The sequence below is a fragment of the Roseibium suaedae genome, assembly GCF_900142725.1.
Taxonomy (GTDB): Bacteria; Pseudomonadota; Alphaproteobacteria; order Rhizobiales; family Stappiaceae; genus Roseibium; species Roseibium suaedae.
Genome location: NZ_FRBW01000001.1, coordinates 347841 through 372730, shown reverse-complemented (window position 1 = coordinate 372730; position 24890 = coordinate 347841). Strand labels below are relative to the sequence as shown.

The window sequence follows — 24890 nt, the reverse complement described above, 5'->3', positions numbered from 1 at the left end:
TTGCTGCGCTCTTGGCATTCCCTTGCCTCAGCGTCAAGGCCGTGCGGCAAGGCTTCTTGAGCCAGCCGCACGGAAATCTTCAGGGTTTATAGCCAGCGGTGAAAACAGCACGATCCGCCGGCAATCCTGCCGGGTTCAGAGGCTGCAGGACACGCCCGTACCGCGAATACCGCAATAGCCGTTCGGGTTCTTCGCCAGATACTGCTGATGATAGTCTTCAGCGTAATAGAACGTCTCGTCAGCACGGATTTCCGTGGTGATCGACCGGGTAACACCGGCCTCGCTCAAAGCCTGCTGATAGAGGGCTTTGGACGCCTCGACAGCCGCCATATCTTCCGGGCCAACATAGATGGCAGACCGGTACTGGGTGCCGGTGTCATTGCCCTGGCGCATGCCCTGGGTCGGGTCATGATTTTCCCAGAACACCTTCAGCAAGGCCTCCAGCGAGATCTGCGCGGGATCATAGACCACCAGCACCACTTCCGTATGGCCGGTTCGGCCGGTGCAGGTCTCGTTGTAGGTCGGATTGGGTGTATAGCCGCCTGCGTAACCAACGGCCGTCACCCAGACGCCGGGCTGCTGCCAGAACAGGCGCTCGGCACCCCAGAAGCATCCCATTCCGATCTGAAGAACCTTCAAGCCCTCGGCAAATGGCGGCAGAAGGGAATTGCCATTCACATAATGCGGGGCGGAAGGAATGATGGCTTCAGAGCGTCCCGGCAAAGCCTCTTGCGGAGACGGCAGGGAAAACTTCTTCGTCAGCATGGTCATGAAAGACATGATCGGCTCCTTGGCGCTCACTTGGTCTTGCCGCAGACGTCCCGGAAAAGGACTTGCCCCCGCGTCCACTAAAGGAAGCGGTCAGGCAGACCGCAACAGTTCAGTACCAAAGATGGCGGTCAACGCGGCTGGCTGCAAGCCCGCACACACAGCCGTGTGCGGGTTTTGAGAGCCGGGCGGGAAACACCAGGAGGCAGGTCAGATATAGCTGGGCTGGCGCACACGCCTGCGACTGCCGAGCCAGAGGGTGACAGATCCAGTCAGCAGCGCGACGAGCCAAAGCGGCCAGGACAGAACCGGTTCGACAGCAACATCCCAGACTTGAGGATCGACCGTACTGGTCACACTCTCCCGCATGGTTTCGGGGCCCTGGACCGACACCCCTTCCCACATCTGGCGCACGGAAGTGACCACGACTTCTGACCGCGCGATTGATTTGCTCCCGTCGGAGACCATCGCGACCAAAGCTGTCGCAAAAAGAACGATGCCAGCAAAACGCATCAGGAACTTGATCAAGGCAATCATACTCGGCAACTCACTCAAAACTCAAAACCGATTGGGATGTATAAAAACACAACCAAAGCAAAAACTCAGCCGCCCTTAAATGGTTCCGGCTGCAGAGCTTTTTCTCGGACGTCTTCCCAATGGAAAAACTCTAATCAAAGATTTCCGCTACGGCAATTGTTTCTTTTTCGTTAAATTTTACGGGTCAGCGCATGCCCCCATGGCCTCAACAATCCACAGGCATAGACAGGAAAATAAAAAAGTTCAGAGGCCGCTTGCGCTTATGCGTTTCGTGAGTATATTGCGCGACTTGCAGGCAGCGCTTGACGCTGCTTCGAACGGACAGGTGGCCGAGTGGTTGAAGGCGCACGCCTGGAACGCGTGTATACGGGCAACCGTATCGAGGGTTCGAATCCCTCTCTGTCCGCCATTCTCTTTAAATTGCTGATCTGATGCGTTTGCCCTCAGGGGCAAAGAGAATGACGCTTTTTCCCAGCTTCAAGACTGCCTATTCCGCTTCGGTGCACCTGAAAGCACTTCAGGGCTGCACCCTTCATCTTTGAAGTGTAAGGTAGCTGCATACTCACCTTGGATTTCAGGGCTAGAGAACCTGAAACCTTGCCAGAGGGTGCAGCGGTGGCCAGTTCCGGAGACAATCTCCATTCAAACCTTGCGGCCGCCGGCAATTTCCAGCTGGCCGATGCCTCCGAGCAGGCAGCTCTGCAGCCATGGATTCCGATGGAATGCCTCCAGCTCGGCGCGGGATCTGATATCGGACAACTCGAACGCATTGACCTGAAACACCAGCATATTGTGCGCGAAACGCAGGCCGTGGCCGTTCAGAAAATGGGTGTCCTTCCGCCCGGCCTTGCCACGCTTTCCTGCTGCACACCGGATCCAGGTTTCCGGTTCTCCGAACATGGATCGGAGAGCGATGACACGGTCTTCTTCATGGCCGAAGGAACGGAGTTCGATCTTCGTGTTCCTCACGCAGTGCAAACGGCCTATATCAGCTTCAATCAGTTAGAATTCCTGAGAGATGCCCGGCTCGTGAACCCACGCAACTGGGACAATCCGCCAAAGGGCATTCATCCGCTAAAAATGGGCCGCAAACCGCAGCTCAGGGCCGCGATCGGCCTGCTTTTCAAGGCACTTGATGCGGCCAAGACCTGCAACCTCCAGCCAAAGCCGAATGTGCTGGCGCATGCAATCCATCAGACCCTTCTTGATGTCGCAGCGGTCACCACTGCTTTTCCAGAGCAGATTCAGTTCCCGGCACTTCGCTCCCGTTCCTTGCAGATCTGCAGACAAGCGCGGACCTATGCGGAAGCAGAGCTGGATGCAGGCGATCTCCCAACCACTGCCGGCATATGCGGAGCAGTGAGGGTCTGTGAAAGAACCCTGCAATATGCCTTTCGCGACTATGCCGGCATGACCCCCACCGCCTATCTGCGGCTCCTGCGGCTCAACCGGGTGCGGGCCATTCTTTCAAAGGCAGAGGCTGACGGGACCACCGTCACCGAGGTTGCCATGCGTTTCGGCTTTCTACATCTCGGCCGCTTTGCTCAGGACTACAAGAAAGTCTTTGGCGAAAGTCCCTCGGCCACCCTTTCAAGCTGAACATTTTCACCCTTCATTTACCCAAAGTGGCAGACCTTGCAGGCATGCGGAATCCGGATAGCCACTGCAGCCATCCTGATTAACTTGGGTTCCGAACCGAGCCGGTGCTTTAGCGTATCGATTTTTTTAAACGCTGAACGCCCGGGTGCAGACAAACAAAGGGATCGTTTGACATGCAAGAGACAGGGTTTTTCCTGCGACCGGTTTATCGCGCATATGCGCGTCACTTCACTTCACTTTTTGCTCCGGAAGGAGGCGTCCGGAAATCCATAATCGGCGCAGTCTCTGCGCTCACTGCGCTCTGGCTGACATCCGCCTGCGCACAGGCAGAAGAGCTGAAAACCTATCTTGAGTTCATCCGGGTGCAGAACAATCTGCCCGCTCTGGCGGCGGCTGTGGTCAAAAATGGCGAGATCGTCGAAGTTGCGGCCACCGGAACGCGGATCGCCGGACAGGACATCCCCGTTTCCCTGGATGACAAGTTCCACATCGGCTCCAACACCAAGGCAATGACGGCAACCCTTGCCGGCATGATGGTCGATGAAGGCAAGCTCACCTGGAAGAGCACCATCGGCGAAATTCTGGGCGAAAAGATCCCGGGCATGAGCGGCAGCCTTCAAGCCGCAACCCTGGAACAGCTCCTCTCGCATTCGAGCGGCATTCCCAGCGACGATGAAGAAATCGCCGCTCTCTATTACGACACAGATGCCTTTGATCATGACGTTTCCGAGGTCCGGCGCCGTATTGTCGACCGCTGGAAAGACAACGAACTGGAGATCCCGGAAGGGTCTCCCTTCCAGTATTCCAATCTGGGCTACATCATCGCAGGCTTGATGATCGAGGAAGTCAGCGGCACCACCTGGGAGCAGTTGATCCGCGAGCGCATTTTCCAGCCGCTGAGCATGACGACGGCAGGTCTCGGTGCGCAGGCGACCTACGGCCTGATCGACGCGCCGGTCGGACACCAGCTTCAGCCGGATGGCACGGTCACGCCGATCAAATGGGGCCCGGCCGCTGATGCACCGCCAAGCCTTGGACCGGCAGGCATCGCCCATATGTCCATCTCCGATTATGCGAAATGGGCCGGTTGGAATGCGGCCAAAGGCACGCGCGGACCGCAGCTCGTCAAGCCGGAGACCCTTGCCGAGATCCAATCCGTGCATGTGGAAACGCCTCCCCTTCCCTCCGCTCCTCCCGGCACACCGGGCACCGGCGGCTATGGCTTGGGCTGGGGCATGATGAAGTTCGACTGGGCAGAAAAGCGCCTGCTTGCGCATTCCGGCTCGAACTCAATGAACCTTGCGAAGATTCTGGTGGACCAAGATCAGGACCTCGCAGTGGTTGTCACGACAAACTTCCCCGGGCGGCAAGCCGACGACGCCTTGAGCGGCGTGCTTGGCCATCTCTACAAGCAATATGCTCAGTGAATGAAAGGTGGCACCGGTTTCTGGTGCCACCGTCCGACAGCAGGCTGCCCGGTTCCGCACTTTGACATTTGTCTCAGACAAATCTTTGTTTCCAAGGAGGAATTATCATGTGCCAGAATTGTTCAGATCAAGCTGTCGGACGCCGCAGTCTTTTGAAAGGCGGATTGGCGCTCGGCCTTGCGGCCCCCTTCATCTCCATGGCTCAGGCCGCCGATCTTCCGGCAGATGGCCCCCGGCCTGAAACCGCTGATGAAGCTTTCAAGGCACTGGCAGACGGCAACGCCCGCTATGTCGCCAATCAGGCGATCAATACGGATCATTCCGTCGGACGGACCGCGAGATCCCAGGGCCAGCAACCCTTTGCAGCCGTCGTCACCTGCGCGGATTCCCGCGTGGTTCCGGAACTCATCTTCGATCAGGCTCCCGGCGATCTGTTCGTGGTCCGGGTTGCCGGCAACTTCATCAATGAAGACGGGCTGGCAAGCCTGGAGTATGCCGCTGCCGTTCTCGGCATCAAGGCGATCCTCGTGCTTGGCCATACCTCCTGCGGGGCAGTCGATGCGACGATCAAGTCGATCCAGGACAACACCCTACCCCCGGGCCACCTGCCGAGCCTCGTTAACGCCATTCGCCCGGCCGTCTACGATGTCATGGGCGACAGGCCCGCAGATCTCCTGGCCGCAGCCACCGCGCAAAACGCCAAGCTGAATGCCAGGAAGGCGGAAACCTCTGCACCGATCCTTTCGGAGTTCCATTCCTCCGGCAAGATCAAGTCGGCCGCTGCGATCTATGACATTGCGGCCGGCAAGGTCTCGGTGCTCTGACCGAGTTTTGACAAGACGTCCCTGCCCCTCCCGGAAACCCATTCCGGGAAGGGCCACCTCAGCCTGGCCATGATGAGGCGAAGGGACGCACCTGTCCCTGACGCGCCAGAAACCAGCAGAATCCCGGCGCGCCTTGCTTTTTCCAGGCCCTTAATAGGGTCTATTGCGTATTGCCCGCTCCACCCGCACGGGTTGATATGGCACTGTTTGCAGTGCAAAATTTCAGGAGCTGACAATGTCCAGCGAAATGAAAGCAGCCGTCGTGCGGGCCTTTGGCAAACCGCTCGATATTTCTTCCGTCAAACGCCCCAAGGCCACTCGCGGCAAGATCGTCGTCAAGATCGAAGCCTGCGGCGTCTGCCATACCGATCTCCATGCTGCAGAAGGTGACTGGCCGGTGAAGCCGGAACCGCCATTCATTCCGGGCCACGAAGGCGTCGGGTTTGTATGTGAGGTTGGCGAAGGGGTTACCAGCGTCAAGGAAGGCGACCGTGTCGGCGTTCCCTGGCTTCACACCGCCTGCGGCCATTGCCGCCATTGCGTCGGCGGCTGGGAAACGCTTTGTGCCGATCAGCAGAACACCGGCTACAGCGTCAATGGCGGGTTTGCCGAATATGTTCTGGCCGATCCGGATTATGTCGGCCACCTGCCGGACGGTCTGGACTTTGCTCCGGCAGCGCCGATCCTTTGCGCAGGCGTCACCGTCTACAAGGGGTTGAAGGAAACCGACACCAAGCCGGGCGACACGGTCGTCATCGCCGGTGTGGGGGGCTTGGGACACCTTGCGGTTCAATATGCAAAGGCCATGGGCCGGCACGTGATCGCGGTCGACATCGCCGACAGCAAGCTGGAGCTGGCAAAATCCCTCGGTGCGGATCTGACCATCAATGCGGCAACGACCGATCCGGTAGCGGAACTGACCAAGCTCGGCGGAGCCAATGGCGTTCTAGTGACGGCGGTCTCCCCCAAATCATTCTCGCAAGGGGTGGGCATGCTGGGCAGAGGCGGCACGATGGCGCTGGTTGGCCTGCCGCCCGGAGATTTCCCGCTGCCGATCTTCGAGACGGTGCTGATGCGCAAGACCATTCGCGGCTCGATCGTCGGCACGCGCAATGATCTGGTGGAATCCCTGCAGTTTGCTGCGGAGGGCAAGGTCGCCTCTCACTACAGCGAAGACAGCCTCGACAACATCAACGCCATCTTCGACAAGATGCGCAAGGGCGCCATCGACGGCCGGGTGGTCATGACACTCTGAAGCATTTGACGAAGTCAGCTCCGGCCCATTGCTTGAATGGGCCGGAGATCTGGTCAGTCGATCAGGTTCACATCCGCCATCATATCGGCGGCCGTTTCCTGGACAAATTCGGACAGCGCAGCCGGGCTCAAGCCCTCGGGCAGGCGCAGGTCCGCAGACGCCTTGAACAGCATCTCACCGGACATGGACCCTGGAACCACCTCGGTTTCCAGATGCTCGATACTGACCCCATGTTCGCGCAGAACCCGTGTGATCCGGCGCAAGATGCCCGGATGATCCTGCGAAATGAGGTCCAGATGGGCCGCCGCGCCCTTGAGCGGCTCAGGCCGCGCCTTGTCCGAGCGCAAGGTGATGGCAATCCCATCCTTGAGCAGCACATCGAACTTCTGATGGAGGTTGCCGATGGCCTCTTCATCGATATCGACGCTGACGATGCCGGCGAATTCGCCCCCAAGCCGGGCCATGGAGCTTTCCACCCAGTTGCCACCCGCATCGGCAATGGCCTCGGCAAGACGCTCCACCAGACCGGGACGGTCCTTGGCGATGACAGTTAACACCAGATGGCTCGGCATTTATGGTCTCCTCTGCAGGCCTGGAGGCGGGTTGCGGGCTTGCTGGAACAACGCCCCCAAGGCGAAATCCAGCATACCCTGAGACCCAATCCGTGCAAAATCGTGACGCGAACACGTCTTGCGTCCTCCGCTCTTGACCGTTAAGAAGCGCCCCTCATTTCCTCTTGTTCCATGCATACGGCCACGCGGCATTTTGCTGTGCTGCGTGTTTCAGAAAGATTCGCCATGTCCCAAGCTTTTGGTCTCGATTTCGGCACATCAAATACGGTGATGGCCCAAAGCCTTGAGCAGGGCAGCGCCGCGACCCTGGCCTTCGGCGCAGAGCCGGACATCCTGAAGGGCATTGCCACGGTGCTGAGCTTTCTGGACGGCGGCGCATCCCGCGCGCCGGAGCCGGAAGTCGGCCCCTGGGCGATCCGGCAGTTCATCGAGCATGCGGGCGACGTGCGTTTCATTCAGTCGCTGAAGACCTTTGTCGCCAGCCGCCAGTTCAAGGGAACCGGTGTCTTCGGCCGCCCGTTTGATTTTGAGGCGCTGATGGAGACGCTGATCTCAAAGGCTTTCGACCATCTGACAGTGCCGCTCGACCCCAATGGCGCGCGTCTCGTTGTCGGCCGTCCGGTTATCTTTGCAGGTGGGGCGCCAGATGAAATGCTGGCCATGGCCCGGTACCGGGCAGCCCTGTCCCGGCTCGGCTTCGGGGAAATCCTGTTCGTCTATGAACCGGTCGCAGCCGCGTTCTCCTTTGCCCAGCGCCTGAAGAACGATGCAACCGTGCTTGTCGCCGACTTTGGCGGCGGTACGACGGACTATTCCCTCATGCGCTTTTCCGTCGAGGGCGGCCATGTCAACGCAACGCCGCTCGGCCGTGGCGGCGTGGGCATTGCAGGGGACACGTTCGATTACCGGATCATCGACAACGTGATCCTGCCGGAACTTGGCAAGGGCAGCACCTATCGCAGCATGGGCAAGCAGCTGGAGATGCCGCCCAACCTCTTTTCCAACTTTGCCCGCTGGCATCTTCTGTCCGTCTTCAAGACCTCCGACGACTACCGCGAGATGAAGAAGCTGCTGCGCTGGTGCGATGAGCCGGAAAAGATCGAGCAGTTCATCGAACTGGTGGAAGAGGACCAGGGTTATCCGCTCTACAAGAGCGTCTCCGATGCCAAGGCAAGGCTCTCCAGCGAGGAAAGCGCCGAGCTGCGCTTCGAGCCGCTCGGAAAGGACTTTGCCGTCACCATCGGCCGGGATGATTTCGAAAGCTGGATTTCCGAAGATCTGACCCGCATGAACACCGCACTGGATGCGACGCTCAAGGACGCTGGTCTTGCCGACACCGACATCGATCAGGTGTTCCTGACGGGCGGCACGTCCTTCGTTCCTGCCGTCCGGCGCATGTTTGCAAACCGGTTCGGCCAGGAGCGGCTGGCCAGCGGCGAGGAACTGTCCTCCATCGCCACCGGCCTTGCCGTTATCGGCGCCCGTGAAGACGCGGCGGACTGGGCTGTCGGCTGACGAACCCAAGCCCAAACCACACGCAGATCAGGCAAACACCCTGCGCAGGCCCGGCACCTTCGACAGGATCAGGAGATCCAGCGTCAGCACGACGAGAAAGGTCAGGCCTGCCAGCGGAAAGGCCATGGACACAGCCAGCATCAGCACCATCGCGCCGCGCCAGTGAGGCCGGTTTTCCGGCACCTGCGGCGCGAAAAAGCGCAGCGCTGTCTTGCTCGGCCGGCGGCTCCACCACATGAGGATGCCGGTCACGCAGAGAACCTGGACCGATAGGCAGACCAGCGTATTCAGGATCAGGTTCCAAAGCCCCGCCAGCCCCATGTGCAGCGGAATGCTGACGGCCATGGTCTTGCCTGCCAGCGAATAGTCCGCAAACCCCACGTTGGCCAGAACACGGCCCGTATAGCGGTCCACATGTACCGTGCGGTCCGAGAACGGATCTTCCGCATCTGCGCTCATCGTGTCCTGATTGATCGTCCAGACGCCAGTTTCCCCCTTCGGATAGGCAATCCGGTAGCGCGCGTTGAAGCCGGCTGCCTTCGCCAGATTGGACAGGCTGTCGATATCGACAGGGACGCCGGGCGCAATTCCGATCACCCCTGCCTGCGAGCCGGATGCCGGCATCAGTGTCTGCTCCAGAGCCCAGGGCACATCGGACATGGCGCCATGGTTCATCGAGGCATGAGTCTGATCGGACAGGGGCACATTGTCCCACTTCTCTGCCGGAAACGTGCTCCAGGCCTGAACCAGCTTGGTGCCCCAAACCCCCGTCCAGGACATGCCGGACAGGAGAAACAGCAGAAGAAGAAACGACACCCAGATGCCGACCACACCGTGCAGCGACTTGACCAGGGCCCGCCCCGACTGACCGAAAGCGGGGACAAGGGCGTCCCGCAGGCGCTGGCCGCGTGGCCACCAAAGATAAACACCGGAGATCAAAAGCACGATCGCAAGCCCTGCTGCGATTTCCAGAATGCGGTCGCCCGGATCTCCCAGCAGAAGATCGCTGTGAATGTTGTCCGCAAAATCATACCAGCCATCGCGGCGGACCCAGGTTTCGACAATCCCGCCGCTGTATGGTTCAACGGCCACCATGGTCTGGATGCCGTCCGGCGCCTTGACCCGGAAAACTGAGACACTGTCCGCAGTCTTGGGGCTGAGCCATTCGACAATGGTTCCGCCGGGAATGGCCTTTACAGCCATCTCCCCCTGACGGGAGACCGAGAGGGCAGTCGCCTCAAGGGGAACGGACACGGTGATGTTCTCACCGTCCCGGCCGTCGAAATAGCCGATATACATCATCATCATGCCGGTCACGGAAAGGATCAGCAGGAACGGAATGACGAAAAGGCCCGCATAAAAATGCCAGCGCCAGGCCGCGAGATAGAAGCGGCGGTCATGGGAGTGTGCCGATGTGCCGGCTGCGGCAGTGGCCGCATCGAAGGAAATGCTGTTGTCTGTCATGGGATACCCCAGCCGCCCGTGATCAGCCGATGGCTGTCAGGCAGCTTGCGCGTTCAAATTTTCGGAAAGTGGCTCAGGTGGTTCAAAGAACCACGGGAGGCGCCCGCGCACCGCGGCGGCCGGGGATGCCGCTCTTCAGCGCGAGTTTGACGGGGACCGGGTGATGTACCGACCGCTGCCTAATGAAGGAGTGTTCAACGGAAGGGCTGAGTATTGCCGCAAGGCTGGCTGCGGCAGCAAAGGCACAAAGGCCGGAGCTGACCTGCGACCCTTCCCTTCCGCCCTTGGAAGGCAGACCATGGTCCTCACCCGCCTGTGTCCCATCCGCGTTGAGCAGGACGGTCTGCAGACCGTTGGAGGTACACAGGACAACGGTGATCCGGCCATCCGGCGTCACATCCGGCATGTAGCCATGCGGGACCAGCAAGCCAAGCAGCATCGGCAACAGCAGCAAGATCCTTGCAGCTGCAGCGAGTTCTGTCTTCAAGGCTGGAATAACCCCGGTCCGGCGCATCATGTCCCCAATTCGCGGCGAGCCTTACCCCAGCTGGAACCTTGTGGCAATCCGTAGAGCCCCTCGGTGCGGGACAGGGTCATCCCCCTTCGACGGCTTGACCAAAGAGTGCAATCAGACCGCCGAGGACAGCAAGACAGCCGAACAGGCCAACGTGCCAGCCGCCAGTCCCTCTGGCCCGTGCATAGGAGACGGCAAGCGCTGCCTGAAGCATGTAGTAGAGAGCGAAAGCCCGCGAGGCGTAGTTGATGATATCGAAGACATCGGCAACCCAGGTGAGGCCGATGCCTGTGAGCGACAGCAGGAGATATCCATGCCGGCTTGAAACTCTCCGGCCGGATTCCTCCTCGATCAAACCACCCGATCCCGCCGTGTCCGCAATCGCGGCACTGAATTGGGCCGCGAGGGCAGCCCCTACAAGCAGCACCGGCAGGATCGGCGTCACCAGCTCCATCATGTCGATGATTGCGGTTTCCGAGGTGCCCAGCTCGGAACGGGGAAAGACGAAGGCGATCAGCAGCATGTAGACGAGATAGATTCCGGTCGAGATGATCTGGGCCTGGCGCATGGACCGGATGCGGGTGTCCGCCGAATATTCACCGCCGAGATAACGTGACGTTTCGAACCCCTGGACTGTGATCAGCAGGCCGAAGGCCAGGAACAGGGCATTCCAACCACTCACATGTGGGGCCTCGAAGATCAGGTCTTTCTCCAGAACATGCCCGGCGAAGAATGCGGCGAGGCCGACGAACAGCCCGGCAATGATCGCGAGCTTAATCGCGACAGAACCGTATTCCAGCCGTTCCAGGGACTGAAACCCCCGGAACCAGCCGACAAGCAGAATCACGACGAACACTGCTGTCGTAAGCAGCTTGGCATGAAACGTCTCTGTGCCCGGGATGAGATTGACGCCGAAGGAGCCGAAGAGATTGAGGTAATAGGCCACCGAGATGAAATAGGCGAAGGCCAGCGACCAAGAGGCCGCTGTCTCAATTCCAGCCCCCCAACGCCCCTGGGCCACCTTGTCTTCGATCGCCCTGATGTTGAAGCGGATGGCCGACCCGAAGAGCCAGGCGGCAGCGCAGAGCACCGCCATCATTGCCGGGGCAAAGACCCCGTAGTTTCTGGCAAGAATCGGCCCCAGAACCAGAAAGCCACTGCCGATGATTGAGGCGAGCGGCGTGATGACTGCCCGCCATTCCTGGCTTGTTCGCAATCTGGGGGCCAGCAGAACAGAGCCGGCAAGCACAACCACCAGCAAGATCAAACCATCGAGAATCATCAGGCAACAAACTCGTGAAACAGGAAGGCGTGGGTGCGCCGGAAAGCCCGGTTCCGGACCATTTGCGTAAGGAGCGTCAGGTCAGGCCTTGCTCTCCACATAGAAGGGACGCAGAGCTTTATGGGCTTTCACCCCTTGCCCCTGCAAGCAGAATAGGCAGAAGACAGCCTCCCACCCCTTCGCACGTATCCGCTCATCATCCTTCCATCCCGATTGGAGCTTGATCGCATCGGCCCGCTCAACTAGCTTGGCGCCACACAGGACGGCGTCCTCATGAGGGGACTGAAAGCGATTCCGGTGGCGGTTGACCCAATTCGGGGACCCAGTCCGGAGCTGTCGACGCTAAATTCCACCCCGTGTTCCCGGCAAGGGATCGCGGTGGCTTGGTATATTTTGCGCCGCTTTCTCCCTCAGCCGGGCGCAACAGGATTTTTCGGCAGCGATCTGCCGGCGACGCAGGATTGATGAGGGAGATTTCCATGTTCAAAACCGCAGGCACGCTCGTGTCCGCATCGGCTTGTGCGCTTCTTGCCATGAACGGTACGGCTCTCGCGCATCTCGGCCATTTGGGTGAACTGGCAGGCCACTCCCATTGGACTGGCGCTGCAGCACTTGCCGGCGCCGTGATCGCTGCAGGCATTCTGGCGGTCAAGGGCCGCAAGAAAGCCGCCAAGGCCAAGGAAGAAACCAGCCGTGCACCTTCTGGCGCCCAAGCTGAAGCCGAAGGAGCAGCAGCGTGATGAGCGAAAAACTCGGTCTGATGATTTGCGGCCACGGCAGCCGCAACAAGGGTGCGGTCAAGCAATTCGCACAGCTGGCGGAAGCCCTGAAGAAGCGCTTTCCTGACTGGCCGGTGGAATATGGCTATCTGGAATTTGCCAATCCGGTCATCCATGACGGCCTGAACAAACTGAAGGAACAGGGCTGCACCCACGTGCTGGCGGTTCCGGGCATGCTCTTTGCTGCCGGTCACGCCAAAAACGACATCCCTTCCGTTCTGAACACCTATCAGGCCCAGAACCCGGGCATGAAGATCACCTATGGCCGGGAACTCGCCGTCGACACCCGCATGGTGCGCGCCGCGGGCGAGCGCATCCAGGAGGCCCTGACGGCGGCTGGCGGCGATGTGCCTCTGCACGAGACCCTGCTGATGGTCGTTGGCCGCGGCGCTTCGGATCCGGATGCGAACTCCAACGTCATGAAGATCACCCGCCTTCTGTGGGAAGGCATGGGCTTCGGCTGGGCGGAAACATCCTATTCCGGCGTGACATTTCCGCTGGTTGCGCCCGGTCTCGAACATGCGGTGAAGCTCGGCTACAAGCGCATAGTCGTGTTCCCGTATTTCCTCTTCACTGGCGTTCTGGTGCAGCGGATCTACTCAGCAACGGACGAGATCGCGGCAAAATATCCGGACGTTGAATTCATCAAGGCGGGCTATCTGAACGACCATCCGCAGGTGATCGACACCATGGCCGACCGGGTGCAGGAAATCCTGCAGGGCGCCAATGTGATGAACTGCCAGATGTGCAAATACCGCGAGCAGGTTCTGGGCTTCGAAGCGGAAGTCGGCCTTGCCCAGGAAAGCCATCACCATCACGTGGAAGGCCTGGGAGCTGACGCGGAATGCCGGCTCTGCGACGAGTTCTGCACCGGAGCCTGCGAGGAAAAGGTGCGCGAGGCCGCCCATCACCACCACGATCACGATCATGGACATCATCACCATGATCACTCCCATGAACATGGGCATGATCACGGGCACGGACATCACCACCACCATGATCACGGCCATTCTCATGATCATGGCCACGCGCATGGACACTCGCACGACCATGGTCATGGGCACTCCCATGATGGCGAGCACGGACACCATCATCACCCCTATCCCCATGCGGACCATCCCCTTGGCCCAAAGTCGATGAGCAAGAAGCCCTGATGCCGGACACGCCGTCTTATTCCTATGAGCATGACCCGGCTGCGATCTACCGGCAGTCCTTCGCCACGGTGCGGGCGGAGGCGGACCTCGGCCGCCTGCCGGAGGACATGCAGGATGTCGCAATCCGGCTGATTCATGCCTGCGGAATGACGGATATTGTCCAGGATCTGGCCTTCAGCCCGGACGCAGCGGCGGCAGGCAGGGCAGCTCTTGCCTCCGGCGCTCCGGTGCTGACCGACGTGGAAATGGTGTCCCACGGCATCATCCGCCGTTATGTCATTACCAGCGACGTGATCTGCACCTTGAACGAGCCGGAGGTGCCCTCACTTGCGGCGAGCCTCGGAACAACACGCTCGGCAGCGGCCGTGGAATTCTGGAAGCCGAGCCTTGAAGGCGCTGTGGTCGCCATCGGCAATGCGCCGACGGCCCTGTTCCACCTGCTGGAAGCCATAGCCAAGGGTGGACCGAAGCCCGCGCTCATTCTGGGCTTCCCGGTTGGATTCGTCGGCGCGGCGGAATCCAAGCAGGCGCTGGCAGAGAACCCCTTCGGCGTTCCCTATATCGTGCTGCATGGCCGCAGGGGCGGCTCTGCCCTGGCAGCTGCAGCCGTCAACGCTCTCGCGGCCGGATTGCCCGAGGAGAAGAGCCGTGGCTGACAAGACCGATCAGCCGGGACTGAAATCCCGGGGCAGCAGGCAAGTTCCGCAAAAACCTGGAGCGAAGCTGCAAGACGCAAAACCGGGTCTGAAATCGCGGGGCATGCTCTCTCACGGTGGCGGCCTTGAGGCCGATGGCACGCCGAAGCCGAAGAAGTCACGTGGCATGCTGGCCCATGGCCCGGATGTCAATTCCGGCGAGGCGAAGACCCTGGACGGACCGAAGCCGCGCCGCCCCTACTCTCTGGGGGACGAATGACGCGTCCCTGGCTGACCCTCATCGGCATCGGCGAAGATGGTGCGCTCGGCCCAGCAGCACGAGACGCGCTGAACTCGGCTGCGGTGGTTTACGGCAGTGTCCGTCATTTCGAACTGGCAAGCGGTTTCCCAGGCGAGGCCCGCACTTGGCCCAGCCCGTTTTCCGCTGTCTATGAAGCCCTCAAGGCACTTGAAGGCACCCCGACCGCCATTCTCGCCACTGGCGACCCGCAATGGTATGGCATTGGTGCCTCCCTCGCCCGCCATCTGCCAGCAGAAAGCATGCGGGTGCTCCCCTCGCCTTCCGCGTTCCAGCTGGCCGCTGCCCGTCTTCACTGGCCCTTGCAGAACGTCGAATGCCTGTCCATCCACGGCAGACCGGTCGAGACGCTGAATGGCTTTCTTCATCCTGGCCGCAGGATCATTGCCCTCACCAGCAACGGCGAGGCCCCGGCGCAGGCTGCTGCGCTTCTGACCCGCGCAGGCTTCGGTCCCTCCCGTCTCTGGGTGCTGGAGCATATGGGCGGCGACAGGGAAAAGGTTCTGCAAGGCACGGCCGAGAGCTGGAAGGAAGCGCGCACCGCCGATTTCAACACGCTGGCCATCGAGCTTGCCACCAAGCCCGGCGCAGCCATCTACAGCCGTGCGCCCGGCCTGCCTGATGAGGCCTTCCGCCATGATGGCAAGATGACCAAGCGCGAAGTCCGCGCGGTCACCCTTGCCGCCCTTTCCCCCCGCCCCGGCGAATTGCTGTGGGACGTGGGCGCGGGCAGCGGCTCCATCGGCATCGAATGGATGCGGGCAGCCACCGGCGCGAAAGCCATCGGGCTGGAACCTCACGCAGACCGCCGGGCTGTTGCCGCAGACAACGCGCTCGCCCTCGGCACACCCGGACTGGAGCTTCGAGACAGCGCCGCGCCGCAAGGACTGGATGACCTCCCGGAGCCAAACGCTATCTTCATCGGCGGCGGCCTGACCTCGGAAGGGACTGTCGAGACTTGTTTCAACGCCCTGCGCCCTGGCGGCCGTCTGGTCGCAAATGCGGTGACGCTGGAAGGCGAAGCGGTGCTCCTGAAGGCCTGGCAAACCTATGGCGGCGACCTCTCCCGCATCTCCGTCCAGCGGGCAGATCCGGTCGGCGGCCTGACCGGCTGGCGGCCCATGATGCCGGTCACCCAATGGGTTCTGACCAAGAAGGAAATACACATTCCATGAGCGGCACCCTTTACGGTATCGGCCTTGGCCCCGGAGATCCCGAGCTGCTGACGCTGAAGGCGCACCGGCTGATTTCCTCTGCCCGTGTGATTGCCTATCCGGCACCCGACACCGGCCCGAGCTTTGCCCGGTCCATCGCAGCAAGCTATCTGCCCGAGGCTGTCCGCGAGATCCCGATCATCGTGCCCATGCGCGTGGAGCGGTTTCCGGCGCAGGAGATCTATGACAAGGCAGCGGAAGAGATCGCGGCTGTTCTGGAAAGCGGTGAGGACGTCATCACCCTGTGCGAAGGCGACCCGTTCTTCTATGGCTCGTTTATGTATTTGTTCGAGCGGCTGTCGGGCCGGTTTCCTTGCGAGATCGTGCCGGGCGTCACCTCACTGACCGCCTGCGCTGCCCAGTTGCTGCGCCCGCTCACCAGCCGGACGGATATTCTGACCGTCATTCCCGGGCCGCTGCCCGACGAGGACATCCGCTCGCGCATCGAAACGGCCCAGTCTCTGGCGATCATGAAGGTCGGGCGGCATTTACCGCGCCTCAAGGCCCTTCTCGCGGACATGGGGCTGCTGGACAAGGCGGGCTACGTCGAACGGGCCAGCCTGCCGGACCAGAAAGTCAGCCGTCTGGCCGATGTGCCGGACGGACCCGCACCCTATTTTTCCATGATCCTAATCTACAAGGGAGATGAAGCGTGGACGCTTCCCCCATCGTTCTCGTCCTGAATTCCGCAGGCCTTCACACGGCCCGCCGCATTGAGGCAAGCCTGCCGCAGGCTTCCATCCATGGCCTTGCCGGACGCATCCGGGAAGCCGATACGCTGTTCGATGAAACCATCGCGCATATCCGGCTGCTGTTCAGCGCCGGACACCCGATCATTGGCGTGTGCGCCAGCGGCATCCTGATCCGCGCCCTGGCCCCGCTCCTGACCGACAAGCGCAACGAGCCGCCGGTTCTGGCCGTCTCGGAAGATGGCGCCAGCATCGTGCCGCTCTTGGGCGGCCACCGAGGCGCAAATGATCTGGCCCGCCGCCTGGGTCAGTCCCTGCGCGGCCATGCGGCTGTGACCACCGCAGGTGACACTGCGCTTGGCATTGCGCTCGACGCCCCGCCCGAAGGCTGGAGCCTTGCCAATCCGCAGGACGCCAAGCCGGTGATGGCCGAGCTTCTGTCCGGCGCTGCCGTCACCATCGAAGGGGATGCGCCATGGCTGAGCGAGGCAAAGCTTCCCATCTCTGAAACCGCTCCAATCACCCTCACGGTGACAGACGCGCCGGTTCAGGGCTCGCCCACGCGCCTCGTGTTCCACCCGCGCCGCCATGTGGTGGGTGTCGGCTGCGCAAGAGGCTGCACGCCGAAGGAGCTGATCGATCTGGTGGACGCATGCCTGACAGAGGCGAGCATTGCCAAGGGTGCGGTTGCGGCTGTTGCCAGCGTGGATCTCAAGGCTGATGAGCCTGCCATGGAAGCGCTCGCCCGGCATCTCGGCGTGCCGTTCCGCGTCTTCCCGGCAAGCCGTCTTGAAGAAGAGACCCCACGCCTCAAGAACCCGTCGGATGTCGTCTTTGCGGAAGTCGGCTGTCACGGTGTCTGCGAAGGGGCAGCCCTCGCGGCGGCTGGCAGTGAAGCCATCCTGCTTCAGGACAAGCGCAAGACCGCCAATGCGACTGCCGCCATTGCACAGGCGCCCCAGCCTCTGGACGCCAGCCTGATGGGCCGGGCACGGGGACATCTTTCCGTCATCGGCATAGGTCCGGGTGCGGACGAATGGCGCACGCCCCAGGCAACCCGGCTTCTCTCCGAGGCTGAAGATGTTGTCGGTTACTCGCTCTATCTCGACATCGTCGCCCCGCATATCAACGGCAAGACCCACCACAATTTCCCGCTCGGTGAAGAGCAGGAACGGGTGCGCTTTGCACTGGAGCGGGCCGGTGAAGGCCGCAATGTCGCGCTGGTCTGCTCGGGCGACGCGGGCATCTATGCCATGGGCGCCCTCGTCTATGAACTGCTCGACCGCAGCCCGGAAAACGGCGGCGTGTCGGATGCGGCCCGGCGGGTGAGCATTCTCAACGCGCCGGGGATTTCCGCGCTTCAGGCCGCCTCCGCCCGCATCGGCGCTCCGCTCGGCCATGACTTCTGCGCCATCTCGCTTTCCGACCTGCTGACGCCGTGGGAGTCTATCGAAAAGCGCCTGCATGCCGCTGCCGAGGGCGATTTCGTCATCGCCTTCTACAATCCGGTCTCCAAGCGCCGCCGCACCCAGCTCGCAACGGCTCGCGAGATCCTGCTGAAGCACCGGCCCGCAGACACGCCTGTTGTGCTTGGCGTCAATCTGGGCCGCCCGGAAGAGACCGTGCGGGTCACGACCCTCGAAGCCCTCACAGTGGATGAAGTCGACATGCTGACCACCGTCCTCGTCGGCTCCTCCAACAGCCGGGCGGTTCTGCGCGGCGACGGCAAGCCCTTCGTCTACACCCCGCGCGGCTATGCCAAGCGGATCGATGCGCCAGAACCGGTAGAACAGACCACCCCTGAAGGAGAAACTGCATGACCGTCCATTTCATTGGTGCTGGTCCCGGCGATCCGGATCTCATCACGGTACGCGGCCTGCGGCTGATCCAGTCCTGCCCGGTCTGTCTTTATGCCGGATCTCTGGTGCCCGAGCAGATCGTGGCTGCGGCACCTGAAGGCGCGCGCGTCATCGATACCGCACCGCTGACGCTGGACGAGATCATCGCTGAAATCGTGGCCGCTCATGAGGCGGGACAGAATGTCGCCCGCGTTCATTCCGGCGATCCTTCGATCTATGGCGCGACTGCCGAACAGATGCGCCGTCTCGATGCGCTGGGTATCGACTATGACGTGACCCCCGGCGTGCCTGCCTTTGCAGCGGCGGCAGCCGCTTTGAAGACCGAGCTGACCATTCCGGAAGTGGCGCAAACGATCATCGTCACCCGCACGTCCATGCAAAGCTCGGCCATGCCGAACAACGAGGATCTGGTGACCCTCGGCAAAAGCGGCGCGACGCTTGCGATCCACCTGTCGGTCCGGAACCTGCGCGAGATCGAACGCCAGCTTACCCCGCTTTATGGTGCCGACTGCCCGGTCATCGTTGCCTTCCGCGTCGGCTGGCCGGACGAGGCCTTCATCCATGGCACGCTGTCGGACATCGCAGAGAAGGTCCGCAAGGCCAAGCTCACCCGCACTGCATTGATTTTCGTCGGCCGCGCCTTGAAACCGGATGCGGATTTCCGCGATAGCGCGCTCTATGACGCCGACCATGTGCATGTGCTGCGTCCGAAAAAGAAGGCCAAGGCTGGCGAATAATAAAAAGGCCAGACCGGGAACCCGGTCTGGCCTGAGGTTGATGACAAAGGGGGACTCTATCCCGTTCGTCATGGTCGGACTTGACCCGACCATCTGCAAGTCATTGACCTGTTTAGGTCCTCGGCTCAAGGCCGAGGATGACGGTGGAGAGGTGGCAGCTTTGCCAGCAGTCTGAGGCCAGACCGGTTTCGCGGTCTGGCCTTTTCGCTTCATCGATTGGTCTGATCGGCGTCGAAAATCAACGGGTTGCGTTGATGATCGCCGAGACGATTCCCGTGCTGATGGCGATCAGGACGTAGTCGTTGTTGTGGCGGACCCACTGATAGCCTTTTGGCGGCTGCTTGAGATTGTGCTTGCGGTAGTCGACCGGCTCTCCGCGGAAGTTTTTTGGCATCTTTCCGCCCTTGTGCTTCCAGTCCGGATTGGCATGGGCATTCTTGGCCGGCGTTTTGTGCTGTTGCTTTGAATTGCTCTGTGGCTTTGAATCAGGCTTGTGCTTGGAGGCCTGGGATTTCTGTCCGGCCTGCGTCTTCTGCCCTGAATGCTGCCCAGACTGAGCCTTCTTTTTCTTCAGAATTTCTTCCTGGGAATGCTTGTCCTTGGCGAGAGCAGCCGTCGGCGCTCCTGCGAGGCCGACCGAGATACCAACCATCAGGACGGCTGCTGCAAGACGCGGGAAAATTGTCGTTTTCATAAACCTACTCTCTTCTTCATGCCCCTCCCTGTAACGTTCAGAGCAGGAAAATCAGGCAGAAAGTAAGGCAGTCACGCGAAGACTTGTCAGGTTCCGCAGCCCCGCGCGCAGATCAAATGCGCAAAGGAACCAAGGGTTTTACCGGTTCGGAGCCCCATTTCCGGCAGCGTTTCGCCTTCCGCATCCCTTGCAGAAAACAGCCGGTCAGCGGCTCCCTCGTGAACGATGGAAGCGTAGTGGAATTCATGGGCGGCCAGCCCCATTCCCTTGCTCCATCCCGGAACCGGCACGTCGTGCAAAAGGCTCAGTTCCCGGTAGCCCAGATGACGCTTGCGGGTAGCAAAACTTGTTTCCAAAGGCAGAAGTCCCAGCATCTGATGACGCATTTCCTGCGCATCGATCAGACCATCTCCGAGAACCATGTAGCCCCCGCATTCGCCATAGATCAGCGCGCCGCGGGCTGCGGCTGAGTGCAGGCTGCCCCGGAACCCCTCATTGGCCGCTAGCCGTCCGGCATGGAGTTCGGGATATCCCCCCGGAAGATAAATCGCGTCCGCATCCGCAGCTGCGCCCTCATCAGCCAAGGGCGAGAAAAAGCTTAAGTCCGCCCCAGCCTCGCGCCACCCCGACAGAAGATGCGGGTAAGCAAAGGCAAAAGCGACGTCAGAAGCGACTGCGATCCGCTGCCCGAGAGGCGGGAGCAGATCGCCTCCGGCGTCAGAGGTTTGAATGAGCGGCAAGGCAAGTCCGGAAAGGGCACTCAGATCGGCATAAGCCTCAAGATGCTCCGCTGCCTGATCCAGAAACCGGGACAGTTCCGGATGCTCTTCCGCCTGCACAAGTCCGAGATGCCGCTCGGGCAACATCAGGCCCTGCAAACGCGGCAAGGCGCCGACAACAGGAATACCGAGCGGTGCCAGCGCTCTGCGCAGCATGGCCTCATGCCGCGGACTGCCGACCTTGTTGAGCAGAATACCCGCGACCGGCACATCTTGCCGGAAAGACGCAAAGCCGGACACGAGCGCGGCAACGGATTGAGCTTGTTTCGCACAGTCAACGACGAGCACCACGGGAAGACCGAGACATGCGGCAAGGTCTGCCGCAGAGCCCCGCCCGTTGGCGGCGCCGTCAAAGAGGCCCATGGCCGCTTCCACGACTAGAAGATTCGCACCTTGCATCTGCGAGGCTGCCAGGGACTGGATCTGTGCGGATTCCATCGCCCAGGCATCCAGATTGATGCAGGCGAGCCCACTGGCCGCTTCATGAAACTTCGGATCGATATAGTCCGGCCCGGATTTGGCCGATACGGCAGGAACGCCCCGATTGCGCAGGGCCCTGAGGAGCGCGAGTGTCACGGTGGTCTTGCCGGAGCCCGAAGACGGCGCGGCAATCATCAAGCCCCGCGGGCCTGCCGGGTTCATCCGAGATCCTGCACCTTGCTGCGCCCAAGCTGAAGCGGATCCGCATCCAGGATGCGGCCCTCCATCGCCCCGAGCCAGTCGAGACCGGAACGAAGCCGCACGACCTCTCCCACACAGACGATGGCTGGCGGCTCAAGACCTGCGGCTTCCGCGTCTTCGGCGCAGCGCCCGAGCGTCGTCTCCAGAACGCGTTGTCCGGCCAGGGACGCATTGCACACAATGCCCACAGGCTCATCCACAGACCGTCCACCGGCTATGAGTTTGCCGGCAATCACGGAGAGATGCTTCATAGCCATATACATGACGATGACAGGAGATCCCTTGGCAACACCTTCCCAATTGACCGCATCCGGCGTCAGCCCAGTCTGGTCATGGCCTGTCAGGAAGGTCACGGCCTGATTGGTGTCCCGGTGCGTGGCGGGAATGCCCGCATAGGCCAGCCCACCGATCCCGGCGGTAATGCCCGGAATGACCCGGAACGGGATACCGGCCCCGACTAGGCCCAGCGCTTCTTCCCCACCCCGGCCGAAAACGAAAGGATCACCGCCCTTGAGACGCAGCACGCGCTTTCCCGCGCGGGCATAGTCGATCAGCTTCAAAGTGATGTCGCGCTGCTTGGGGCTTGGCTTGCCGCCGCGCTTGCCCGCGTAGTCAATCACAGCGCCCGGCTTCACCCATTCCAGGATCGTCTGATCGACAAGAGCGTCATAGACCACCACGTCTGCCTGACGCAGGCCGTTCAATGCGTGCAGCGTCAACAGGCCCGGATCACCGGGGCCCGCGCCAGCCAGCCACACCCAGCCCGGCTCGAACGCGGGCAGCCGGGAGGAAAGATCTTGGGTCAAGGGATCAATATTCATTCCTTCTTTCTAGTCCCCCCTGCGCCTCAGGCCAAGCATCAGAAAGCGGGGAAGCGCATCTTCCCTGTGCGAAGGCGCAAATGGTTCGCGGTACTGCGGAATTTCGCGGTATAAGCCAAGCATGACTGGGGAAGCACCACGAGAGCTGAGACGCGGCTGGACGACCGGGGCCTGTGCCACCGGCGCGGCAAAAGCTGCTTTCCAGGCGTTGCTGACCGGTGATTTCCCGGATCCCGTAACCATCACCCTGCCGAAAGGCGGCGAGACGGCCTTTGCCCTGGCCCGGCACGAATTGTCCGCAGACAGCGCCAGCGCCGCCATCATCAAGGATGCCGGCGATGATCCGGACGTGACCCACGGCGCTCTCGTCAGTGCCAGCGTCAGGCGGCTAGCCAAGGGGCAAGGCGTTCAGTTCCGGGCAGGTCCCGGCGTCGGCACGGTTACACGGGCAGGCCTGCCAATTCCGCCAGGCGAGCCAGCCATCAATCCCGTGCCCCGGCAGATGATGCAGACCGCCATCGCCGAAGTCTGCAATGAAACCGGTGCCGAGGGCGATGTCGAAATCACCATTTCCATCGAGGACGGCGAGGCTCTGGCGCTCAAGACACTCAACGGGCGTCTGGGCATTGTAGGCGGCCTTTCCATCCTGGGCACCACCGGCATCGTCCGCCCCTTTTCCTGCGCGGCCTGGATTGCGTCCATTCACAGGGGCATCGATGTGGCGCGGGCTGCGGGTCTCACCCATGTTGCCGGTGCCACCGGCTCCACTTCAGAAGACGCAATTCGTGCCCGCTATGATCTGGAAGAGGCTGCCTATCTGGATATGGGCGACTTTGCCGGCGGACTTTTGAAGTATCTTCGGGCCCATCCCCTGCCCCGGCTGACGCTGGCGGGCGGCTTTGCCAAGTTCACCAAGCTGGCCCAGGGCGCGCTGGATCTGCACTCCGCCCGAAGCCAGGTCGACTTCCAGTTCCTTTCACAGCTGCTCGAACAAGCCGGGGCATCCAGCCAGCTTGTCGAGCGTTGCCTGACCGCGAACACGGCCAAGGAGGTGCTGGACCTTTCCCTTGAAGAGAAAATCGACCTCAGCACCCCACTGGCATTCAAGACCCGGGAAGCTGTCCGGGTGCTCCTGCGCGACGCACCCATTGCCCTGGAGGTCATGATCGTCGACCGCGCCGGGAACGTAACCGGGGAAAGCGGCTGGGATGGCTGAGCGCCCGAAGATCCTGGTCCTGGCCGGAACTCCGGAAGCCCGCAGCTTGATCCGGGTCCTTTCTGGAAGTCAGCCGGATGTGGATCTGCTGGCTTCCTTTGCCGGAGCCGTACAGGATCTGCCAAAGATCGATGCGCCCGTCCGTGTTGGCGGTTTTGGCGGCGCAGAAGGTCTGGCCGCATTCCTCAAAACAGAGCAGTTCACCTGCCTCGTGGACGCAACGCACCCCTTCGCGCAGATCATAAGCTCCCATGCAGTCAATGCAGCCAGCGTGGCTAGGATCCCGGTGCTGAGGCTGGAACGTCCCGCCTGGGTGCAAAACCCGGAAGACCGCTGGATCCCGGCAACTTCCCTTGAAGAAGCTGCCCAGCTTCTGCCGGAGGGCTCACGCCCCCTGATTGCCGTCGGCCGCAAGGAAATCGGCAGCTTTACACATCGAAGCAATCTGGCTGCCGTCGTCCGGATGATAGAGCCGCCCGCCACTGCGCTGCCGGAAAGCTGGCATCTGATCCTGGAGCGGCCCAGCGCCGACATGGACACCGAAGCGGCCCTGCTGCGCAAACATGGCATCAGTCATGTGGTCTCGAAAAACAGTGGCGGCGAGCAGTCCCATGCCAAGATCGCAGCAGCCGCCGCGATCGGACTGCCGGTGATCATGGTTCAAAGGCCTGCGCTCGCATCAGCGCCCACGTATGCGTCTACAAAGGATCTTGTCGAGGCAATTTCCCGGCTGCCTGAGCGTCAATCCTGAGCGGGCTGAGACCGCTTGAGACGCCGGATGGCCCAGAGAAACCTCGGAATTCCGATCACATAGCGGCGGAACAGACGGCGCGGCTCCTGCAGTAGGCGGAACACCCACTCGCACCCGATGGCCCGCACCCAACCCGGTGCCCGCACGACCGATCCGGACAGAAAGTCGAAGAGCGCACCAACGCCCATTGTCACCGTCGTGCCGAGCTTGTCCCGGTTGCCGACAATGAATTGCTCCTGCCGGGGATTGCCCATGGCAACCAGAAGCAGATCCGGCTTCGTCGCTGCGACGGCTGCACAAATCTCGTCCGTTTCGTCCGCCTGGAAATACCCATTCCGCAACCCCACGATCGTGTGGGAGGGATAAGCCTTGCGGATATGCTCCGCAGCCCTTTCAACCTGCTCTTGCCTTGCCCCCAGAAGATAGATGCGAAGCGGCACACCGATCCGGCTCAAGAGCTGCGGCACGAAATCCGTTCCGTTTAGGTTTGCCGGAAACCCGCTGCCGCTCAGCTTTCTCGCGGCAATCTCGATCCCGATGCCATCGTTGAGCAAGGTCATGGCCTTGAGCGTCGCCGCATAGTCCGGCTTTTCCAGCGCCGTCAGAAGCGTATGAGCGTTGCAGATGGCAATGTCCGTGCGCTGCCCAGCCACTACGGCAGAGCGCACCAGCTCAACGGCCTGATCCTGATCCAGACGCAAGATATCCAGTGAGCCAAATCGAAAGCTGTCCTGTTTCAAATGACCTTCCGCCACGCTGTTCACTGTCATCCCATAGCTGCCCATTGAGGGTCAAAAGAACTCCA

At 61.3% G+C, this 24890-nt stretch carries 25 protein-coding genes and 1 tRNA gene; 16 read left to right on the top strand and 10 right to left on the bottom strand.

Going from position 1 to position 24890, the window contains the following annotated elements; all coding sequences use genetic code 11:
- Window positions 1-135 precede the first annotated feature (135 nt).
- Entirely contained in the window at window positions 136-780 is a 645-nt protein-coding gene (gene msrA, locus BUA94_RS01695; RefSeq protein ID WP_073010676.1) for a peptide-methionine (S)-S-oxide reductase MsrA, read from the bottom strand.
- A gap of 198 nt (window positions 781-978) precedes the next feature.
- Window positions 979-1305, bottom strand: coding sequence for a hypothetical protein (locus tag BUA94_RS01690; RefSeq protein WP_073007990.1), 327 nt, complete (start codon window positions 1303-1305; stop codon window positions 979-981).
- Between the two features lie 319 nt (window positions 1306-1624).
- Between BUA94_RS01690 and BUA94_RS01685 the strand changes: the two genes are divergently transcribed.
- The 5 genes from BUA94_RS01685 to adhP all read left to right on the top strand — a co-directional run bounded on the left by BUA94_RS01685 (window position 1625) and on the right by adhP (window position 6410).
- Window positions 1625-1714 (top strand) — tRNA-Ser (locus BUA94_RS01685).
- Window positions 1715-1920: 206 nt separating this feature from the next.
- Window positions 1921-2904: a helix-turn-helix domain-containing protein gene (locus BUA94_RS23060; RefSeq protein ID WP_084081654.1), complete on the top strand. Its 984-nt coding sequence runs from the start codon at window positions 1921-1923 to the stop codon at window positions 2902-2904.
- 173 nt (window positions 2905-3077) lie between these two features.
- On the top strand, window positions 3078-4331 hold the full coding sequence (locus BUA94_RS01670; RefSeq protein WP_084081653.1) for a serine hydrolase domain-containing protein: 1254 nt from the start codon (window positions 3078-3080) through the stop codon (window positions 4329-4331).
- A 107-nt stretch (window positions 4332-4438) separates the two neighbouring features.
- Window positions 4439-5155 carry a carbonic anhydrase gene (locus BUA94_RS01665; protein ID WP_073007981.1) on the top strand — a complete coding sequence of 239 codons (717 nt, stop codon included), beginning with the start codon at window positions 4439-4441 and terminating at the stop codon, window positions 5153-5155.
- Window positions 5156-5390: 235 nt separating this feature from the next.
- On the top strand, window positions 5391-6410 hold the full coding sequence (gene adhP, locus BUA94_RS01660; protein WP_073007978.1) for an alcohol dehydrogenase AdhP: 1020 nt from the start codon (window positions 5391-5393) through the stop codon (window positions 6408-6410).
- 53 nt (window positions 6411-6463) lie between these two features.
- On the opposite strand, the gene BUA94_RS01655 is transcribed toward adhP, so the two are convergent.
- Window positions 6464-6982, bottom strand: a complete 519-nt coding sequence (locus BUA94_RS01655; protein WP_073007975.1) for a glycine cleavage system transcriptional repressor — start codon at window positions 6980-6982, stop codon at window positions 6464-6466.
- Between the two features lie 225 nt (window positions 6983-7207).
- On the opposite strand from BUA94_RS01655, the gene BUA94_RS01650 reads away from it, so the two are divergent.
- Window positions 7208-8497, top strand: coding sequence for an Hsp70 family protein (locus BUA94_RS01650; RefSeq protein ID WP_073010669.1), 1290 nt, complete (start codon window positions 7208-7210; stop codon window positions 8495-8497).
- A 27-nt stretch (window positions 8498-8524) separates the two neighbouring features.
- Here the strand turns inward: BUA94_RS01650 and BUA94_RS01645 are convergent, their stop codons facing one another.
- The 3 genes from BUA94_RS01645 to BUA94_RS01635 all read right to left on the bottom strand — a co-directional run bounded on the left by BUA94_RS01645 (window position 8525) and on the right by BUA94_RS01635 (window position 11757).
- A complete protein-coding gene (locus BUA94_RS01645) occupies window positions 8525-9961 on the bottom strand; it encodes a PepSY-associated TM helix domain-containing protein (RefSeq protein ID WP_073007972.1) in 1437 nt (478 codons plus the stop codon).
- Between the two features lie 82 nt (window positions 9962-10043).
- Window positions 10044-10478 carry a DUF2946 family protein gene (locus BUA94_RS01640; protein ID WP_073007968.1) on the bottom strand — a complete coding sequence of 145 codons (435 nt, stop codon included), beginning with the start codon at window positions 10476-10478 and terminating at the stop codon, window positions 10044-10046.
- A 76-nt stretch (window positions 10479-10554) separates the two neighbouring features.
- Window positions 10555-11757 carry an APC family permease gene (locus tag BUA94_RS01635; protein ID WP_175557975.1) on the bottom strand — a complete coding sequence of 401 codons (1203 nt, stop codon included), beginning with the start codon at window positions 11755-11757 and terminating at the stop codon, window positions 10555-10557.
- A gap of 479 nt (window positions 11758-12236) precedes the next feature.
- Here BUA94_RS01635 and BUA94_RS01630 point away from each other — a divergent pair, with 479 nt between their 5' ends.
- The 8 genes from BUA94_RS01630 to cobM are packed head-to-tail and all read left to right on the top strand — an operon-like array spanning window position 12237 to window position 19143.
- Window positions 12237-12497, top strand: coding sequence for a DUF6732 family protein (locus BUA94_RS01630; protein ID WP_208979940.1), 261 nt, complete (start codon window positions 12237-12239; stop codon window positions 12495-12497).
- Window positions 12497-13690 (top strand): sirohydrochlorin chelatase, encoded by a 1194-nt coding sequence (locus BUA94_RS01625; protein ID WP_073007964.1) that lies wholly within the window; start codon window positions 12497-12499, stop codon window positions 13688-13690. Before BUA94_RS01630 ends, BUA94_RS01625 begins: the two co-directional genes overlap by 1 nt.
- Window positions 13690-14346: a precorrin-8X methylmutase gene (locus BUA94_RS01620; RefSeq protein ID WP_073007961.1), complete on the top strand. Its 657-nt coding sequence runs from the start codon at window positions 13690-13692 to the stop codon at window positions 14344-14346. The genes BUA94_RS01625 and BUA94_RS01620 overlap by 1 nt, the downstream gene beginning before the upstream one ends.
- On the top strand, window positions 14339-14605 hold the full coding sequence (locus tag BUA94_RS01615) for a hypothetical protein (protein WP_073007957.1): 267 nt from the start codon (window positions 14339-14341) through the stop codon (window positions 14603-14605). Before BUA94_RS01620 ends, BUA94_RS01615 begins: the two co-directional genes overlap by 8 nt.
- A complete protein-coding gene (cbiE, locus tag BUA94_RS01610) occupies window positions 14602-15819 on the top strand; it encodes a precorrin-6y C5,15-methyltransferase (decarboxylating) subunit CbiE (RefSeq protein WP_073007955.1) in 1218 nt (405 codons plus the stop codon). Before BUA94_RS01615 ends, cbiE begins: the two co-directional genes overlap by 4 nt.
- Window positions 15816-16541, top strand: coding sequence for a precorrin-2 C(20)-methyltransferase (cobI, locus tag BUA94_RS01605; RefSeq protein WP_073007952.1), 726 nt, complete (start codon window positions 15816-15818; stop codon window positions 16539-16541). Before cbiE ends, cobI begins: the two co-directional genes overlap by 4 nt.
- A complete protein-coding gene (gene cobJ / locus BUA94_RS01600; protein WP_073007949.1) occupies window positions 16511-18367 on the top strand; it encodes a precorrin-3B C(17)-methyltransferase in 1857 nt (618 codons plus the stop codon). The genes cobI and cobJ overlap by 31 nt, the downstream gene beginning before the upstream one ends.
- Window positions 18364-19143, top strand: coding sequence for a precorrin-4 C(11)-methyltransferase (gene cobM, locus BUA94_RS01595; protein ID WP_073007946.1), 780 nt, complete (start codon window positions 18364-18366; stop codon window positions 19141-19143). Before cobJ ends, cobM begins: the two co-directional genes overlap by 4 nt.
- Window positions 19144-19381: 238 nt before the next feature.
- Here cobM and BUA94_RS01590 read toward each other — a convergent pair whose 3' ends face one another.
- From BUA94_RS01590 to cobA, 3 genes are all read right to left on the bottom strand, one after another.
- The gene (locus tag BUA94_RS01590; RefSeq protein ID WP_073007942.1) at window positions 19382-19837 is read right to left on the bottom strand and encodes an RcnB family protein; all 456 of its coding nucleotides are present in this window, start codon (window positions 19835-19837) and stop codon (window positions 19382-19384) included.
- Between the two features lie 86 nt (window positions 19838-19923).
- Window positions 19924-21258 (bottom strand): cobyrinic acid a,c-diamide synthase CobB, encoded by a 1335-nt coding sequence (locus BUA94_RS01585; protein ID WP_073007938.1) that lies wholly within the window; start codon window positions 21256-21258, stop codon window positions 19924-19926.
- Window positions 21255-22118, bottom strand: a complete 864-nt coding sequence (gene cobA / locus BUA94_RS01580; protein WP_073007935.1) for a uroporphyrinogen-III C-methyltransferase — start codon at window positions 22116-22118, stop codon at window positions 21255-21257. The genes BUA94_RS01585 and cobA overlap by 4 nt, the downstream gene beginning before the upstream one ends.
- Before the next feature lie 121 nt (window positions 22119-22239).
- Between cobA and BUA94_RS01575 the strand changes: the two genes are divergently transcribed.
- Window positions 22240-23334, top strand: a complete 1095-nt coding sequence (locus BUA94_RS01575; protein ID WP_073007932.1) for a cobalt-precorrin-5B (C(1))-methyltransferase — start codon at window positions 22240-22242, stop codon at window positions 23332-23334.
- Complete coding sequence (locus tag BUA94_RS01570) at window positions 23327-24085, top strand: cobalt-precorrin-6A reductase (protein ID WP_073007929.1); 759 nt, start codon at window positions 23327-23329, stop codon at window positions 24083-24085. Before BUA94_RS01575 ends, BUA94_RS01570 begins: the two co-directional genes overlap by 8 nt.
- On the opposite strand, the gene BUA94_RS01565 is transcribed toward BUA94_RS01570, so the two are convergent.
- A complete protein-coding gene (locus BUA94_RS01565; RefSeq protein WP_073010660.1) occupies window positions 24076-24855 on the bottom strand; it encodes a WecB/TagA/CpsF family glycosyltransferase in 780 nt (259 codons plus the stop codon). The two genes, BUA94_RS01570 and BUA94_RS01565, sit on opposite strands and share 10 nt — an antisense overlap.
- Window positions 24856-24890 lie beyond the last annotated feature (35 nt).

Excerpts from the sequence above, each read along its gene's own strand:
- msrA (WP_073010676.1), bottom strand. The coding sequence starts at position 780 with ATGTCTTTCATGACCATGCTGACGAAGAAGTTTTCCCTGCCGTCTCCG.
- BUA94_RS01690 (WP_073007990.1), bottom strand. The coding sequence starts at position 1,305 with ATGATTGCCTTGATCAAGTTCCTGATGCGTTTTGCTGGCATCGTTCTT.
- BUA94_RS01670 (WP_084081653.1), top strand. The coding sequence starts at position 3,078 with ATGCAAGAGACAGGGTTTTTCCTGCGACCGGTTTATCGCGCATATGCG.
- BUA94_RS01665 (WP_073007981.1), top strand. The coding sequence starts at position 4,439 with ATGTGCCAGAATTGTTCAGATCAAGCTGTCGGACGCCGCAGTCTTTTG.
- adhP (WP_073007978.1), top strand. The coding sequence starts at position 5,391 with ATGTCCAGCGAAATGAAAGCAGCCGTCGTGCGGGCCTTTGGCAAACCG.
- BUA94_RS01655 (WP_073007975.1), bottom strand. The coding sequence starts at position 6,982 with ATGCCGAGCCATCTGGTGTTAACTGTCATCGCCAAGGACCGTCCCGGT.
- BUA94_RS01650 (WP_073010669.1), top strand. The coding sequence starts at position 7,208 with ATGTCCCAAGCTTTTGGTCTCGATTTCGGCACATCAAATACGGTGATG.
- BUA94_RS01645 (WP_073007972.1), bottom strand. The coding sequence starts at position 9,961 with ATGACAGACAACAGCATTTCCTTCGATGCGGCCACTGCCGCAGCCGGC.
- BUA94_RS01640 (WP_073007968.1), bottom strand. The coding sequence starts at position 10,478 with ATGATGCGCCGGACCGGGGTTATTCCAGCCTTGAAGACAGAACTCGCT.
- BUA94_RS01635 (WP_175557975.1), bottom strand. The coding sequence starts at position 11,757 with ATGATTCTCGATGGTTTGATCTTGCTGGTGGTTGTGCTTGCCGGCTCT.
- BUA94_RS01630 (WP_208979940.1), top strand. The coding sequence starts at position 12,237 with ATGTTCAAAACCGCAGGCACGCTCGTGTCCGCATCGGCTTGTGCGCTT.
- BUA94_RS01625 (WP_073007964.1), top strand. The coding sequence starts at position 12,497 with ATGAGCGAAAAACTCGGTCTGATGATTTGCGGCCACGGCAGCCGCAAC.
- BUA94_RS01620 (WP_073007961.1), top strand. The coding sequence starts at position 13,690 with ATGCCGGACACGCCGTCTTATTCCTATGAGCATGACCCGGCTGCGATC.
- cbiE (WP_073007955.1), top strand. The coding sequence starts at position 14,602 with ATGACGCGTCCCTGGCTGACCCTCATCGGCATCGGCGAAGATGGTGCG.
- cobI (WP_073007952.1), top strand. The coding sequence starts at position 15,816 with ATGAGCGGCACCCTTTACGGTATCGGCCTTGGCCCCGGAGATCCCGAG.
- cobM (WP_073007946.1), top strand. The coding sequence starts at position 18,364 with ATGACCGTCCATTTCATTGGTGCTGGTCCCGGCGATCCGGATCTCATC.
- BUA94_RS01590 (WP_073007942.1), bottom strand. The coding sequence starts at position 19,837 with ATGAAAACGACAATTTTCCCGCGTCTTGCAGCAGCCGTCCTGATGGTT.
- BUA94_RS01585 (WP_073007938.1), bottom strand. The coding sequence starts at position 21,258 with ATGAACCCGGCAGGCCCGCGGGGCTTGATGATTGCCGCGCCGTCTTCG.
- cobA (WP_073007935.1), bottom strand. The coding sequence starts at position 22,118 with ATGAATATTGATCCCTTGACCCAAGATCTTTCCTCCCGGCTGCCCGCG.
- BUA94_RS01575 (WP_073007932.1), top strand. The coding sequence starts at position 22,240 with ATGACTGGGGAAGCACCACGAGAGCTGAGACGCGGCTGGACGACCGGG.
- BUA94_RS01570 (WP_073007929.1), top strand. The coding sequence starts at position 23,327 with ATGGCTGAGCGCCCGAAGATCCTGGTCCTGGCCGGAACTCCGGAAGCC.
- BUA94_RS01565 (WP_073010660.1), bottom strand. The coding sequence starts at position 24,855 with ATGACAGTGAACAGCGTGGCGGAAGGTCATTTGAAACAGGACAGCTTT.